Genomic DNA, 14,478 nt, shown 5'->3' with positions numbered 1-14,478 from the left:
CCCCCAGAAAAAACCCCGTATTTAAAAAAAGTGGAAACAAACAACCCTTATAAAACAACTATGAAATAGTAATACAAAGAAAGACTGCGCCAAAATGACAACCACAAGGAATTTTTTGCGCAACAACGCAATCATGACAATTCATTATACATGAACCCAAGTCGCGAGCATCACGGAGCTTCCTTGACGCTGACGACGTTGGGATACCAATAGACGCCCAACTCAAAGATCTCGAGCCGACAACCCCAGCATTCAAATATGTAACTTTTGCCGTTCTCAACTTGCCCCCAGACATCATCCTTAGCGATGTCGTGCCAGAAATTGCCTTCGACCCTCAGCTCCTGCCCATCATCTAGCCATATCACGTAGTCACTAGAGGATACGATATCGTGCGTATCCACAACGCCAGTGACCTCGTAAGTGGATACTGAATAGATCTGCTCCCACCAGCCGACGCACCAAACGACACTAAGAATGACGAGTACCACGACAGCGATTCTTGTCTTATTCAACATATCACCTGTCATAAATTATTACCTTGACCTTTTTATAAAATCTTCCGCCGACAAAAAAAGAGGGAAGAAAAGGGCTTAGCACCCTCCGGGGACCAACCTCATCGTGTTGATGTTCAGAATACCCGCATTCGTGACAGCAGGGGAAACAGCTATGGCGACTTCTCGGATTCCTGAAGCCGACTGCTCAGAATTGTACCATTGAGGCGTTGTATCAGAGACCGCGAAATATCCTAAGCTCTCCCATGTATCATCAATATAGCCGAATATCTGAACGCCCACAGCGAGATATGGATCATCAGTGTGCACATAAATGCCAACGTTGTAAGTTATAGGTTCACTAGAAAGACTTTCACCGCAGTATTCGCAATCTGATTCTGGAGGCAGCAACTGAATCCTGAGTGCTGTGACACCATATTGACTAACTGGCGGTCCAATGTCAGCTACACCAACTGTAGCGTAATCACCGTCTGGTGCCTTCTCATAGAGACCACCCATGTTTTCGAGACCTTCCGCGCCGCCAAAGCCAGAGAGCACTTGGACATCTATGTCTTCTCCAGCCCAGCGCACAATCTCGCTATGAGCTACATTTAACAGCCCAGATTCTGCTTTCAGTTCATAAATCCCGATCCCAAAATAATTCAAGAACCATTCGACTCTATAGGTTATATCGAATCGCACTTCTTCCCATTGTGTTGGAAACGGGGGCCAAACGTAGCCAGCACCGCCAGGATCATACCAGTCATCCAAGTTATTCAGAGTCGTCGCCTGCTCAAAGTTTGCATCAAATGTTATTCCACCACTCATAGCACTGCCAAGATAATCTGTAGATATCCATTGCTCATCAGTTGAACCATGTAATGTACCGTATTCGTCAAAAAAAGTGCCATTAAAAAAAGAGACCGTCCTGTACAACCTGCATTCAATAGTAGCAAACAAGTATACGCCGACCGGCAAATAGTAACTAGATGAAATGTTAAACTCTTCATTTCTGTCAAATATTTGTCCGGTATCTGAATCGATACTTGCGGAGTCAATAGCGAAAACGGTTGGTACCGCAGATAATGCCAAAATAGCAACCAGCAATAAACTAAACATTTTCTTATTCATTCACATTCACCTCCCTAAACAAACTTCAATACGGCACCAATATCTGAAAATAACAGCAAAAAAGCCTTCTTGCGCCAAAAAACGCCATAAAAAACAAGCATTAAAAAATAAACACAATAAAAAAGACACTATAAAATAAGAATAAAATAAAAAGAAAGAAAAATCAGCTAAGCCAAAAAAGCTTATGGAACAACGTTAACTATAGGTGCAGCGACAATAGGGAATTTTCCTAAAATCCTAAAATTACACACCTCAACCGGGAAACCCGCATCACTATTTTTAACGTATAACTGCAGCAAATCACCCTTAGCAAAGCCCTCTAAATCTTCACTGTAGGTATACCAATCGCCATTTTGACTTCGCTCAGTCCCCAAAGCCACACCATTCTTGTAGATTCGCACATGCACCCAATGCTCCGCACCGCTTGGATCTCTGCTGTCAAAAGCAATCCGCAACGTCCCCGAAAGGTAGCCAACGTTAATTTCTTTGACTTTGGCGTATTCTGCTGTATCCTTGCTTACCACTGAATCATCAGCAATCAAAACGTCATCACTAAGCTGGTAAACACAGCCTCCAGCAATATACAGTAGGGCAGCGATTTGCGCAGGAATCAAATCCGTTTTAGCTTTAACATCGTTTAATGTTCCCGCAATCTTTTTCTGCTCATTAATGACCAAAGCAGCCTCAGTAATCGACATGTTTAGGACCTCACCACTGTTTGCAGATTACCGCTAACCCACGTGTAAGTAAGAGTAAAAAGAACAGCCAAATCCTCATAAGCCACAGCAGTAGCCAAAGACCCGTCAACGTTCCAAGTGAAAGCCCACTTAGTAACCCTGTGACCAGAAGGAACCGCCTCCAACCCACTTAATGCACTATGAATCGCACGCGCAGCCGCTGCGCTATCTCCATACTGAATGTCTTGATCATTTGTCATGATTTTTTATTACCTCCACTTTTTGGATTCTTGCTCAGCCCCACAAGTGAGCTGAGACAAGCCAAATTTTGAGGGCTAATTAACTTGAGCCTGTTTTTTCGCCGTTGCGAATCGCTCTAACGTCAGCTGCAATCTTTTGACATTCTGCCTCAGTGATTTTATCATCCTGCACAGCATCCAAAACGTCATCCAAAAGCGCAGTGACTTTGTCCTTGCCCATCTTGAAGCTTGCACCCCCAAGAGCAGCAAAGATAGCAATCAAAGAAGAGACAATAATCCCCATAGTTGCAAAATCCATTAACTTTCACCTCCAGGCTTAGATTGCTTAGAAACACTACTTTGACTTGGCTGAGCGGCATCTTTCTCAGGCTCCCAAAGCTGCCAGCCAAACTTTGTTGCATTCTTGCGGAACTCCTCAGCTCTAATCAAATTCTTGTCAGCAGCAGAAATCAAATCACCAACCAAGAACACTGGAGTATCTGAAACGCTCCAATTCAAACGAGCTTTAGCCTTCACAGCATCCAAACCATTCTGAGTAAGCACTTTAGCAAAAATTTCTCGCTCAACCTGCCGTTTAACGTAGCGTTGAACAGGTTTAATGAGCATATCCTGCAACTCCACAGCCGCCTTAGCTGACGCCTCGGTAAAACCAGGAGTACTAAACAATCGTGGCAACGGAGTTTCGCAGCCAAGATAGAACTGATTTATGATATGGTCAAGATAATACTCAAAACGCGCCCTTGGATCAATCTGCAAAGGATTAAGGCTTACATTAGGACCATTAGTCTTGTCCTGCCCATTATAGAAAAGCCAAGCGCCCTCTTCTGGGCGATTCTTAATAGTGTTCTGAAACTTGGAAATAACATCCTCTTTAGCTCCGGGCAAATAAACCAACACGTCAGGACCAGCATATTTCTCAAAAATCTTGGGCATAATCCGCTCAATCTTGGCCTTCATCCAAGCATACGCAGGCCTCTTATCATTACCCACAGCTAAAACATGCAAAAGAACCTGCAGCAACCCAACACCATAACCCGAATTGACGTCTTGATGAATATGCCAATGCAAAACCGCGTCAGGTGCCAATTTTCCATTAGAAGAGCCATCACGATAAGATGACTTCAACTGGTAACTTTCAACTTTATAAGGAATCTTCACTCCGGGAACTTTACTTAACAAGATTTTTTCAATCGAATCAGAAGGCATCCGGACAAACTCAGAGAGTTGACCAGGCTTTAACTTAAGCCAGAAATCATTGCCACAAGCAATAAGCCTAATGGCCATATCATTGAGAAGCCCATCAAGATTAACAGTCTCAGAGAAATCGTCAATAACTGCTTTGGCCTCAGCTGCCTTCTCGTACGTCTCATCAACCGTAGTATAGAAACCCATCCCAACAGTAGAAGCAGCCAACAAGTCAACGCTGCTCTTGCAAGTTGGATCCTTATCATACAAAGTCATGATGTCAATTAACGGAATGGTAGCAGTCTCGTAAAAAACGGCTGCATTAGGTGACGCCGAGGCGCCACTTGGAATAGAACCCAGATATTCTTTTAACATCTTGTAAACATTTTTCAAGACATAGCCCTCCAAGCCAAAAACGCCCTACCTTTATCCGTTAACCTAAAAGGCGCATTCTTCGTGCTGTCAGACTTCACAATAGCGCCATCATGAACCAGAAAAGCAAACATCAAACTAAAACAGGAAAAACTAATATTTCTGCTACGAAAAACCCGTTTCTCCAGCTCAACCCGCCGAAGAGACCCACGACTAAGCTCACGTAAAATAACCTCCGCAATATCCAAGCGTTCACTCAGCCCCGTCAAGCCCTAAACACTCCAAATCTTTCATGAAAAACTAAAAAAGGGAAAAAGAAACGCCAAACAACCTAAGTCATAGTTTGCTTGACGTTAGTCATTCTAGCGATAGCATTCGAGCGAAGGATGCCTAAACCAAAGCGAGTTGTAGCACGGACACCGTATTTGCCGTTTTTGATGTCTTCCCAATCCTCAACAGTTACGTCTCGGCGCAGAAGCATCACAGAAGCAACACGAGTATCAATAGCATACATCGTACCGTTAGGCACCAAAGTGCTCGATTGTACCTTCATGCCTAAAACGGTTCCAATAGTTCCCTGCTCAATGTCGGTTTGACTACTTGGCAGATACACCGACTTAACGAATTTATCATCGTTAAGCAATTGGTGGACCTGCATTTCGTTAATAGCCAACACGTTAGGACGCCATTTCTCGCTTTTCACCGCATGATGCAAGCTTAAGATGTCAGCCCAAGAAGCAACAGCCCCGCCGCCTGTCAACGCTGCACCAGTCGCCAAATCAGCAGCTGAAACACCAGCATACAACGCAAGAATAGCTTCGGTTTCACTTTGACCTAAAGCCATACCTACATTGTTAATTGCTCGATCCATAACGTTCCAAGTAGCATCCTCAAGATACTCCTTAGCCCATTCGTCTGAAGATTCCGCTAACTCATTTGTGTAGATGTCAACAAACGTAGGTTTCTTTGCACTAAGCATAGTAACTGCACCTTCGGCGTACTTGTAAGCAACTGCACCAGCATCCAACGGAAAACGCTCTTGCGCCTCAGAAGTTGGCATAACATTGATAATACTTCTGCCAATTAATTCAGGCCAAGCAGCATCAACCATGGTATCATGCATTTTGCCAACAGCGCCCGCCATGTCACTAAAGAAACCTTCCTTGATACCCATCTCAGAATAACGCTTTAGGAACGGAAGCCCAGCAGATTGCCTAAGTTTCTCGTAGAGTTCCCTTTGCTCGCCAGTTTTAGCCATTAAAGCTTCATAAAGTCTCGGCTTCATACCTAATTCTTCCCCACATGAATGAAGAGTAGATCGTCAGCAGCCGCGGTAGTCTCAAGAGCAGTACCAAGTTTACGGTTCATGAAAACTGCAATAGTGTATTTGGCAGCGCCGCCTTCGTCAACAGCCTGGCTAACATCAGCTAATTCAAGGACACGTTTAGAAGCATCAGCGCCATAAACCGCTTTACCCCGATTAATAACGCCGCCAGCAGCAACCTTCACACGCCCTCTAGTTAATACGGAAACTTGCCCGCCAACAGTAGCTTGAGATTTCACAGCAACCCCAATGCAATCTTGCGCCGCAGCCGCAGGACTTACCTTATGGTCCGCACTCAAATACACTGGGTCACCTTTGGTAACAGCAGCAGCAACTTCAAAGGATTCAATGACAGCGGTTGGATCATCAGTTTCGCCAATTGCCATGCTCGTATTGTAAGTTTTATCAGTCATCTAAAATCAATCTCCCCAAAATTTTTGCATTCACACCAATTCGTCTTGGCGCTACTAGCCCCACAAAAGTGAGCAAAAACTAAGAACCTCCACTCACAGGCGCAGCCTTTTTGGCTTTCTTGCCCTTCAGGTCCTTAACCTCAGCCTCTAAGGTTTGAATCCGTTTGTACATGTTTCGAATTACTCGCCCAATCGCTTCATTAGGCAAAATCTGGTGAGAAGCTGCTTCGATAACATCATCAGCCTCAGCATTATCAACTTCATGCATTTTTCCGTCAGCAGGTAACTCAGCCATTACTTTTTCACCAGCCGTTTCTCAAGCGAATTAACCGCTCGCTGCAGTTCTTGGCACATCCGCTGCGGACCAAACCCCCAAGCACGTTCAACCACTTGGCCAGGCAATACGCCTTTAATCATTGACACAGCTTCAGAAACAGGCATCAACACCGGAGGATCCGCCAACAACTCAACACCCGGCATCAACTTTTTGTAATCTTCAACCGTCTTTTTTGCAGCCGCCGCTTCACTCTTGAAAGCGTCACGTTCACCTTCAACAGTCTTTAACTTGCCCTCTGCCTCAGCAAGTTTAGTTTTCATATTTTCAAATTCAAAGGAATTTTTCTCGCCGACCTTAGCAGCGACTTTCTCTGCTACCTGCGCAATGTCTTTTTCTTCCAACTTTTCAACACCCCTAAAATTAATGTGGACATGCAACCGCTCAACAACTTGGTACCCTGGACATTTACAGCCAGTATGCGGCTCTGGCTCAGTACCATAAATGAACACTTTACCATCCAAAGCCTTGCACTTATCACAGGCATCTGGACCAGCAACAAACTTTACCTTAAATGCCGTAAAACTGCTGGGCAAATCGCTCTCCGCTTCCCTTACTGGCAGCCGCATTAAGGATTCCATAACCAAAGACTGCGCATTATCACCGCAGGGTGTACAAACACTGACAAGGTACTCGCCTGGAGCACCGCAAAAAACACATTGAAGAGACTCAAGCAACTCCTTAACAGAAAACTTCTCGTGAACCGCCCTAACAGGTTTACGCTCCTTTCCAGAGGCAGGCAAAGCAGTATGCACATGCGCAAGACTCTCCAAAACATTGATGCTTGTTTCAGGAATACCAGGAACCGCCACAAGTGACATTTCAGCGTTAAACAAGCCATGCGGAACCATCGCATCAACAACATCCGAAGTGCTATAATCTGCGCCGACACTCACATGCCGAATCAGCCCATTGCGAATTTTGTCAGCTGTATTCTCATCGTAAATTTCCGCTTCATACAGAAGCCTTTGCCCATCCCAACTCGTTTTAGTAACCTTGCCAACAGCATTTGAAGCAGACACATGCTCAAGATAAATCGGCGCTTCAACCAGTTTGCTTGAAAACGCTTCCAACTCTTTGGGCGTGTAAATGTTAAGGTTTCTAGACAAGCCAGAGACCATGGCCACCCCAGCAATGCATAGCGGCTTACCGTTTACAGCTTCAACAATTTTAAAAGGTAAAAGCGAAGCTACATACTCTCTAACACGCTTACAATCCTTACAAACACAGCCTTCCTGAGACACAGCTAAATCACAAACAACAAGTCTAAAACTATACATTAATTGCTTGAGAGCCTAAACACGATAATATCGCAGATACGATGTCCATTTTTTAATTTGTTACTTTAAAAAAGAGGAGGCCCGATTTTAAATTTTACCGCTTTGAACCTGGCCGTCTATACTCTTTTCCCTTCTTAGTTAATGTAAATTTACATTTTCCTTTTCGTTGTTCAGTCATAATTAACTCTTCAAACCACAGCGTATCCAGCAAGTTATCAACAAGTTCTGGGCTTAGTTGGTCACCCAACCTGATGCCAAGGTTTTTGGAAATGTCTTTCTTATTCAGTGCCTCTTTTTCTAAGAGTATATCGAGTATCACAATTTGTAAGCATTTTTCAATCCTATTTATATTTACTAAACTAAACTCAAAATTTTGGCATTTCGGCTCTTCAAAGAGTGTCAATACTGTTAACTACCTCCTCTAATTTTTGAACGAAAGGATGATTAGGTTGCTGTATTGCTAATAACCCCATTCTATGTGCTAGAAGAACCTCGCAATAGCAGGGAATTTGACAAATTACTGGGTGCTTTAGGGTTGTTTCAATGAACTCAATATGAGTGCAACTGTTGTTATTTATGCTTGGAGAATACTTATTTAGAATAATGAATGTTTTCTTTTCCAAACTTTCATAGATATCTTTCAGCATTTCAGAGCATCCATGCATGTCAACCATATCAGCGCTTGTTATAAGGAAGCACAGATTGGATGCTGCTAAAGCATTAACCGATGAATACTGCACCCCAGGGCTAGTGTCAATAATACAATAATCGATCCCGTCATCCCGAAGAATTGAGAGCAAAGAAAAGAGCTTTTTTATTGCAGTTACCTCAGCATCTCTGCTCTTATCAATAGTATTTCGGATGACTTCAATAGATGAATCTGCCAATCCAACAAACAATTTTCCTCCATTAGCGTTAAGACTTCCAGAGACTTCAATTAATGCTTGCTTGGCGTCACAATCATCATTAAGAAAATCATTTAGCCAATGTTGAACTGGATGAAAAAGGTCTCCAGAAAAAATAAAACATAGACTTGGTGCCCTGAAATCAAAATCGAGCAAGGCCACCTTAAATCCGTTATGCGCTAGTATAGCTGCCAAGTTAGTAGCTATGACAGTTTTTCCCGTCCCGCCTCTAGAGGAATGAATAGAAATTGTCCTCAATGTTTTACCTCCAAGGGCTCAGTAAAAAAATAAATTTCCATGCCTTCTCTTTTTTTCTTTGCAAATCCTATCCTTACTAACTGATTAGCACAGTCACTTTCTACTGGTCTTGATCTGCCTGTCTTTAAGGCAAGGTCTTGTGCAGTCGCTTTTTCAAACTCTAACAATGCTAGCCCAGTTTTTCTCACTGAGGCGGGCAAAGTAAGCAACGTCATAATGTCAGATGAAGTGTGGTTAGCAGGTTTTTCTGCGGCAAAAGAGTTTTCCAGTATCTTGGCATTTTGCTGAGTTAATATGTCTAATTTTGTGTTTATGCCCTCAAGCAGTTTAGTGATTCTTGTAAGTAAATCACTACTATTGTATTGTTTGTTTTCCATTCCCCGCCCGCTCCCGTTCCACGGTTAGTGGGTTTGTAGATTCAAAGCTACAGAATATAAAAAGTTATGGCAGACAAGCGGTAAAAAGCAAGCCTACCCTGAGCAAAAATAAAAGCCCCTCTCTTTTCAACAGGAGAGAGAAAGCTAGTCTTGGAAGACCAGAAAAAATGTTGGTGGGCAAATATGCAGCTCTTAAGCAAAAAACCAATATGTTCCAAATGCCTGCATAAAGCCATGTATCAATCTTTTAAAGGAATATCGGATACTTTTTTGGATCAACAGAGAGCAGTAAATTAACAATAACGGTCCTATAGGCTCGGGGTACCTTAGATTTTTTACAGACTTCCAGCAAAGCTTCTTTATCATTTTTTGTAATAGCCGCTTCTAGAGCATCGTTGTTTTCAATTTCCGCAATATGTTTGAGACTTTGAGAAATTTCCGACAACCTTTCAATCGTTTTTTTCGTATTTTTCACCCGTATGACTTTTAAATATAAAAGCTTTTAAGGTTTGCTCATATATCTACCAAGTAACCCCTCAACAGATGCAATCAAGGAGGCTTCCTCACTTTGACTAAGGCTACACTTGTGTTGATAGCATCGGTTTTTACAGCTTTTTTCAGCTTTTTCTACATAATAATAGCCAGCATTATTCCATCTATATTCAATTCTGTTCATGTAATCAGCTTAAGCCAAACACTTGTCTGCTTTATCGCCGGGCTGGCTTTTATTATTGCAAGCTTTAGAATTAATGGACAATCAAATACAGTAAAACTGATTCTAATCTGCCTAACTTTAACTGTGTTAACACTCATTCCAGTTTTTTTCACCTCCTCAATTTATCAGTTAATTTTAATTTCCATTTCAAGCATATTTTTTAGCATTGGGCAAGCTTGCATTTTGACTTATTTTTGGAAATACACGCCTGTTGAGAAAAGAGGTGTTTTTGGGGGTCTCATTTGCTCAGTCTTTTTAACAGTCTCTTTTATAATTTATCTCACTGTTAGTCAGGAAAGTTTGTTATCCTATTTCGTAGCTATCTTAATTCCTATTATTTTATCCATAATCATCACATCAATTAATGTAAAAACAATAAGACCAACAGAAAGAATTTACAAAAAAACTCAAGTTGAAAAAAGGGTTTTGCTTTTATTTCTAGCGCCATGGATTTTTTTCTGCATTATTAACTTCACCTTTTCGAAGAATATTGACGCCTCAGCTATTCAATTTGTGTCTGCAAATTTTGAAGAAATTGTTATAATTCAAAACGTGTTCCCAATAGTTGGCGCAGTAACTGGAGGTTTAATTGCTGACTTTATAGGAAGGAAACCAAGTGCAGTAATAAGCAGTACAATATATGGTTTGAGCATTGTATTATCGGCTTTCTTTCAAAACAGCACCGTACTCTTATGTTCCTTTGCTATTGAAGGAATAAGCTGGGGAATGTTTTTTACTCTATATCTTTTTGTTATTTGGGGAGATTTAGCTAATGAAAAAAACTGTAGCAAACTTTATGCTCTCGGTATAGGAACTTACATTTTTGCAATTGGCTTAGGACAGTTACCATCGGGCTTAACTAACCTCTCACCAGAAACCAGCGCCTTGATTGCCTGTTCACTGATATTTTTTTCTAGTTTACCCATTACCCTTTCACCTGAACTTTTATCTTTGGAAGCACGAAATAAACGAAATCTCAAAGGATACATTAAAAAAATCAAGAAGCTGGAACCCCTTGTAACTTAGGGATATATTGATTCAGAGGTTCGAGGAAACAATATAGCCTCATTTATCAAAGGTAACATACAAAGCCATTGTAAATACCGCTCAATACCTATAGCAAAAGAAGAATATGTTTGATTGGAGTTTCTAAGGTCAAAATACCAATTCGTGATTTCATCATTTACCTTATCTTCTCTCATTTTGGTAAGCAGGACTTTTTTTTCTTCTACTTGACCTCCAGAACCCATTTCACCAAAGCCTTCTGGCGCAAATAAATCAGCGACCAAAGATAGATCCTGCCCACTGATGTTTTCTTTAAAAAACTGGTTTTCAACAGTAATGGGATATTCAGTTATAAAGAATGGGTTTTTTTGTAAGGTACTTAATTGTTTTTCTAAGTTCCAATTTAGTTCTTGTCCCCACTGAACATTATAACCTTTTTTTCGTAATTGCTCAATAGCTTCTTCATAAGTTAGCCTTGTGAAAGGACCTTCAATATTTTCTAGTTGTGATGTATTTCTGCCGAGTAAACTAAGTTCTTCATAAACTTGCTTTGCCAAATTTTGACAAACTGAGCTCACGAGGTTTTCAACCATTTTCACCACCCCTTCAAGATCAAGGTTTGCAACGGTAAGTTCAATGCGCCAAAACTCTGCAAGATGATGATTGGACTTTGTTTGTTCAGCTCGAAAAGCAGGCGTGATCGAGAAAATCTTAGGAAATAAGGCAATGAAAGAATCTGTGTAAGGCTCTAAGCCTTGGGAAAGAACCGCTTTTTTAGCAAAATTTGTAACGCCTAATGAACTATGATTTTCGCTGACTGCTGGAACAAGTATAGGACCTTGAACCTCAATAAAGCCGTTATTAGCAAACCACACTCGGGATTCAGCTAAGAGTTTAGCTCTTATGCTAAGTATTGCTTTCTTTCTTACTATCAACTGAGCTTCATGAGAGAACAAGCGCTTAGCCTCCCCTCAAAAGTTTTTATAAATTACTAAGCGTCTTCCTTATTAAGTCTATAAAAGACTTCACGTTTACAAAAGTAGTTCTGTCTGTCCATTCAACGGAAATTTCTACCTAATTTTAGTTTTTCAATAAACTCTAAATCAGTCTTTGCATATTCAAGTTTCTTTAAAGCATTCTTTCTAGAACGGGTAACATTGGGCGTTTCCATCTTTAGCTTGCGAGCAATTCTGTAATCTGACATTCCACCAGCGTTCAAGCGTAAAATTGCCTTTTCACGCTCAGTCAATGCCAAAGCTCTAAAGCCGCTCCTCTTTATCCAATAAAGTTTCGACAATCGCCAAGTTCTCGTCTAAGGTACCATAAACCTCAAACGCAAACTTGGTCAACGCCCACCTGTGACCGTGCTTTTCAAAGAGTTCGTTGCCTGTTTCAAAATGAAGTTTCTTGTTAAGACGCACCAATCGACGGCTAATCTCATAATAACGCAGACTATAGCCGCCACGCTTGTTGACCTCCGCTGCGACATCTCGGGGCAAAGCACCATCGACGCCAACCTCTAAAAGCCTCTGAATAATCTCACGGTCCACTTGGTCGACAGCAGAGAAATATTCCACGTCTTCCCGCGAATACTCAGCCTCACCCAAACGGTCAAGCTTATGCCGCATCCAACGCAACTCACCCTTAATTTCGCGTATAGCTGCCAAAGCCTGTTTAAGTAAAACCTGATTATACCTATGAAGGCCATACTTATCGCTGGCGCTACGCTTTTTCTTAGCCTTCACAGGCGCTTTTTCTTCCGTTTGAACAGACTTACCAACTAAACCATGTTTATTTTGTTCAACCAAGACATTTCACTCCATCAACACACCAAAACTTTAACGCTCGCTGGACATACCCAAACACACCCAGAAAAGCCACATCTAAAAGCATGGAAAAAGACCATGCATTTTTTCGCTGAAAAACACTCTGAAAAACATTTAAACAAACCTTTACACCAAAACAAGAACACGGCTGCGCTATACCTAGACTAGAACTAGCGAAGCCAAGCCAGCAACAAGAAGAATTAGCAGACATATCCCGATGCACCCCCAGCTTTTGGCAAATCCAAATCGTCTTTTTTATCTAAATCAAAAATGGACCTAAGCGCATTAGCTAACTGGCCAACATCTCCGCGCAAGCCAACAACTTCACCCTCCAAATTCTTAATTCTTTCAGGCATCTGCAAATATTCAATAACAGCATCCTTCTGAGTGTGCTCCAGCTCACCAATGCTCCAACTATGGTCTATCTTACGCTTGTCCGTCCTAACAGTAAAATAACGACCAAATAAAGTCGCAATCGGGTCCTCATGTGCAATCTCACCTGCAACAACCTTACCTTCCTTCAAAACCACACCATATTTACTGCAAAGAGCGGATTTAACCCTGTCAGCCAAATTCATAGCTAAATTAGTGACCTCAATCGGATTACGACCACGAATAACTTCCACATGAATAATCCAGCTTTTTGACGTATGCTTAACCTTAACACCCAATTCCGTTCCTAAAAGCGCCGTCCAATTGTTCATCTCAACTCGCCGAAAATTCCCTTCAGGATACCTGCCCTCGCTCAAAATCTCATATGAAACCTGGCACTTATCAAAACGATACAATCTCGCAGGAAAAATCACACCCTCACATGACGTCAGAAGTCTTTTACCTTCATCAGTTACAATGTAGAAAGTTGCATTGCTGCGTTTTTCCTGATGAATAAGATTACATAGTTCAAGTTTACGAATATAATACCAAGTATGTTGACGGCTTAAACCTATGATTCTTCCAGCCTTTGCAGGATAATCTCCAACATCAAGGCGCAGCAGCAATGGCAAAACCCATGTTCTCACAGTATTAGTATCAAACTGCACTCTGCCTTTAGCACTATCTTGCTTGGTGTCAAATTTTACACTAGACTGTGAATGCGCCTTTTTTGTACTTTCATCACGTTTTTTTTGCAGAATCAATCGCTCCTTAAGTTTTCTCCTTAGCTAACTCTGCCAAGCGAACCTCACAATCACCGAAAACTGTGGGATTCCTGAAAAACGCCGGCGAACAATACTTACCATCAACACAGCAAAAACGGCCTTCCGAACGCTCAGAAACCTTGTCCTGGGCAAACTCACAGCATTCAGGCAAGTTAGAGTCAACAATAACAGGAAGCACCGCACACAAAGCCCGCCGTCCCTGAGAAGGCGAACGCTCACGATAATAGAAACGCTTGAAACCAAACTGCTCCAAAACAGTCTCACCTTTCTTTTCGCTCAACAATAGCCCTCCTTAACTTCAACATCCGCAGAAAACTCACTCAAGAAAAAACCTCCTAAATACTGATGAATTTACAAAAAAGAAGGGAGATAGGAAGTATAAGTTAAAGTCTGGCTGTCCAATACCATAAAGTTTAATTTGTAAATGTTTGTTTTAGGTTCCGCGTATTTCATCTTGAGGTTTGTGGTTTGAGCACTAAAATGGAAACAATTGAAGAGCGTAAAGCTGAAGTCCTAATTAAACTAAGAAAGTACAAGCTCGTAGAAAAAGAGCAGCATGAAGGCGCATACGCCTACATTATTGATATGCCAAAAGAAAAAGAAAGAGCTATTGTCTGGTGCATCCTTGGCGAAGCAACCGTTGGCATAGCCGCCATGAACACTCTATACAAACTCATGAAAGAAAAAGAACTAGACCGCGCCATCGTAGTCACCGAAGGACGCTACACTCACGCAGTAAAGCTGGGTGCCAAAAAGAAAAACGTGGAA

General features: G+C 41.8%; 20 protein-coding genes and 1 pseudogene. 2 read left to right on the top strand and 19 right to left on the bottom strand.

Going from position 1 to position 14,478, the window contains the following annotated elements:
• Positions 1–170: 170 nt before the first annotated feature.
• The 14 genes from NWF01_07845 to NWF01_07780 form a co-directional block, all read right to left on the bottom strand.
• Entirely contained in the window at positions 171–527 is a 357-nt protein-coding gene (locus NWF01_07845) for a hypothetical protein (protein MCW4024929.1), read from the bottom strand.
• A gap of 63 nt (positions 528–590) precedes the next feature.
• Entirely contained in the window at positions 591–1,427 is an 837-nt protein-coding gene (locus NWF01_07840) for a hypothetical protein (protein MCW4024928.1), read from the bottom strand.
• 377 nt (positions 1,428–1,804) lie between these two features.
• Positions 1,805–2,320: a hypothetical protein gene (locus NWF01_07835; protein ID MCW4024927.1), complete on the bottom strand. Its 516-nt coding sequence runs from the start codon at positions 2,318–2,320 to the stop codon at positions 1,805–1,807.
• A gap of 2 nt (positions 2,321–2,322) precedes the next feature.
• Positions 2,323–2,559 (bottom strand): hypothetical protein, encoded by a 237-nt coding sequence (locus tag NWF01_07830; protein MCW4024926.1) that lies wholly within the window; start codon positions 2,557–2,559, stop codon positions 2,323–2,325.
• Between the two features lie 79 nt (positions 2,560–2,638).
• Entirely contained in the window at positions 2,639–2,857 is a 219-nt protein-coding gene (locus tag NWF01_07825) for a hypothetical protein (GenBank protein ID MCW4024925.1), read from the bottom strand.
• Positions 2,857–4,152, bottom strand: coding sequence for a hypothetical protein (locus NWF01_07820; GenBank protein MCW4024924.1), 1,296 nt, complete (start codon positions 4,150–4,152; stop codon positions 2,857–2,859). The genes NWF01_07825 and NWF01_07820 overlap by 1 nt, the downstream gene beginning before the upstream one ends.
• 295 nt (positions 4,153–4,447) lie before the next feature.
• Positions 4,448–5,401 (bottom strand): phage major capsid protein, encoded by a 954-nt coding sequence (locus tag NWF01_07815; GenBank protein MCW4024923.1) that lies wholly within the window; start codon positions 5,399–5,401, stop codon positions 4,448–4,450.
• 2 nt (positions 5,402–5,403) lie between these two features.
• Positions 5,404–5,853: a DUF2190 family protein gene (locus tag NWF01_07810; protein MCW4024922.1), complete on the bottom strand. Its 450-nt coding sequence runs from the start codon at positions 5,851–5,853 to the stop codon at positions 5,404–5,406.
• A gap of 79 nt (positions 5,854–5,932) precedes the next feature.
• Positions 5,933–6,148 carry a hypothetical protein gene (locus NWF01_07805; protein ID MCW4024921.1) on the bottom strand — a complete coding sequence of 72 codons (216 nt, stop codon included), beginning with the start codon at positions 6,146–6,148 and terminating at the stop codon, positions 5,933–5,935.
• The gene (locus tag NWF01_07800; protein MCW4024920.1) at positions 6,148–7,296 is read right to left on the bottom strand and encodes a hypothetical protein; all 1,149 of its coding nucleotides are present in this window, start codon (positions 7,294–7,296) and stop codon (positions 6,148–6,150) included. The genes NWF01_07805 and NWF01_07800 overlap by 1 nt, the downstream gene beginning before the upstream one ends.
• A 265-nt stretch (positions 7,297–7,561) precedes the next feature.
• Entirely contained in the window at positions 7,562–7,870 is a 309-nt protein-coding gene (locus NWF01_07795) for a hypothetical protein (GenBank protein ID MCW4024919.1), read from the bottom strand.
• Entirely contained in the window at positions 7,857–8,630 is a 774-nt protein-coding gene (locus NWF01_07790) for a ParA family protein (protein MCW4024918.1), read from the bottom strand. The genes NWF01_07795 and NWF01_07790 overlap by 14 nt, the downstream gene beginning before the upstream one ends.
• Complete coding sequence (locus NWF01_07785) at positions 8,627–9,007, bottom strand: transcriptional regulator (protein MCW4024917.1); 381 nt, start codon at positions 9,005–9,007, stop codon at positions 8,627–8,629. Before NWF01_07785 ends, NWF01_07790 begins: the two co-directional genes overlap by 4 nt.
• A 247-nt stretch (positions 9,008–9,254) precedes the next feature.
• A complete protein-coding gene (locus NWF01_07780) occupies positions 9,255–9,482 on the bottom strand; it encodes a hypothetical protein (GenBank protein ID MCW4024916.1) in 228 nt (75 codons plus the stop codon).
• Between the two features lie 93 nt (positions 9,483–9,575).
• Between NWF01_07780 and NWF01_07775 the strand changes: the two genes are divergently transcribed.
• A complete protein-coding gene (locus NWF01_07775; protein MCW4024915.1) occupies positions 9,576–10,748 on the top strand; it encodes a hypothetical protein in 1,173 nt (390 codons plus the stop codon).
• Here the strand turns inward: NWF01_07775 and NWF01_07770 are convergent.
• The 5 genes from NWF01_07770 to NWF01_07750 form a co-directional block, all read right to left on the bottom strand.
• Positions 10,745–11,683 carry a hypothetical protein gene (locus NWF01_07770; protein ID MCW4024914.1) on the bottom strand — a complete coding sequence of 313 codons (939 nt, stop codon included), beginning with the start codon at positions 11,681–11,683 and terminating at the stop codon, positions 10,745–10,747. The two genes, NWF01_07775 and NWF01_07770, sit on opposite strands and share 4 nt — an antisense overlap.
• Positions 11,684–11,784: 101 nt before the next feature.
• Positions 11,785–11,976, bottom strand: a complete 192-nt coding sequence (locus NWF01_07765; GenBank protein ID MCW4024913.1) for a LuxR C-terminal-related transcriptional regulator — start codon at positions 11,974–11,976, stop codon at positions 11,785–11,787.
• 10 nt (positions 11,977–11,986) lie between these two features.
• The gene (locus NWF01_07760) at positions 11,987–12,472 is read right to left on the bottom strand and encodes a hypothetical protein (GenBank protein ID MCW4024912.1); all 486 of its coding nucleotides are present in this window, start codon (positions 12,470–12,472) and stop codon (positions 11,987–11,989) included.
• Positions 12,473–12,753: 281 nt separating this feature from the next.
• Positions 12,754–13,689 (bottom strand): hypothetical protein, encoded by a 936-nt coding sequence (locus NWF01_07755; GenBank protein MCW4024911.1) that lies wholly within the window; start codon positions 13,687–13,689, stop codon positions 12,754–12,756.
• A 7-nt stretch (positions 13,690–13,696) separates the two neighbouring features.
• A complete protein-coding gene (locus NWF01_07750; GenBank protein ID MCW4024910.1) occupies positions 13,697–13,990 on the bottom strand; it encodes a hypothetical protein in 294 nt (97 codons plus the stop codon).
• A gap of 200 nt (positions 13,991–14,190) precedes the next feature.
• Here NWF01_07750 and NWF01_07745 point away from each other — a divergent pair.
• A pseudogene (locus NWF01_07745) lies at positions 14,191–14,472 on the top strand (hypothetical protein).
• Positions 14,473–14,478: the final 6 nt, after the last annotated feature.

Source organism: Candidatus Bathyarchaeota archaeon, from assembly GCA_026014585.1.
Lineage (GTDB): Archaea > Thermoproteota > Bathyarchaeia > Bathyarchaeales > Bathycorpusculaceae > Bathycorpusculum.
This window is presented reverse-complemented; position numbering and strand designations above follow the sequence as displayed.

Bases quoted from the DNA above. Each gene is read 5' to 3' on its own strand.
- NWF01_07845 (MCW4024929.1), bottom strand. From the start codon at position 527: ATGACAGGTGATATGTTGAATAAGACAAGAATCGCTGTCGTGGTACTC.
- NWF01_07835 (MCW4024927.1), bottom strand. From the start codon at position 2,320: ATGTCGATTACTGAGGCTGCTTTGGTCATTAATGAGCAGAAAAAGATT.
- NWF01_07830 (MCW4024926.1), bottom strand. From the start codon at position 2,559: ATGACAAATGATCAAGACATTCAGTATGGAGATAGCGCAGCGGCTGCG.
- NWF01_07825 (MCW4024925.1), bottom strand. From the start codon at position 2,857: ATGGATTTTGCAACTATGGGGATTATTGTCTCTTCTTTGATTGCTATC.
- NWF01_07815 (MCW4024923.1), bottom strand. From the start codon at position 5,401: ATGAAGCCGAGACTTTATGAAGCTTTAATGGCTAAAACTGGCGAGCAA.
- NWF01_07810 (MCW4024922.1), bottom strand. From the start codon at position 5,853: ATGACTGATAAAACTTACAATACGAGCATGGCAATTGGCGAAACTGAT.
- NWF01_07805 (MCW4024921.1), bottom strand. From the start codon at position 6,148: ATGGCTGAGTTACCTGCTGACGGAAAAATGCATGAAGTTGATAATGCT.
- NWF01_07785 (MCW4024917.1), bottom strand. From the start codon at position 9,007: ATGGAAAACAAACAATACAATAGTAGTGATTTACTTACAAGAATCACT.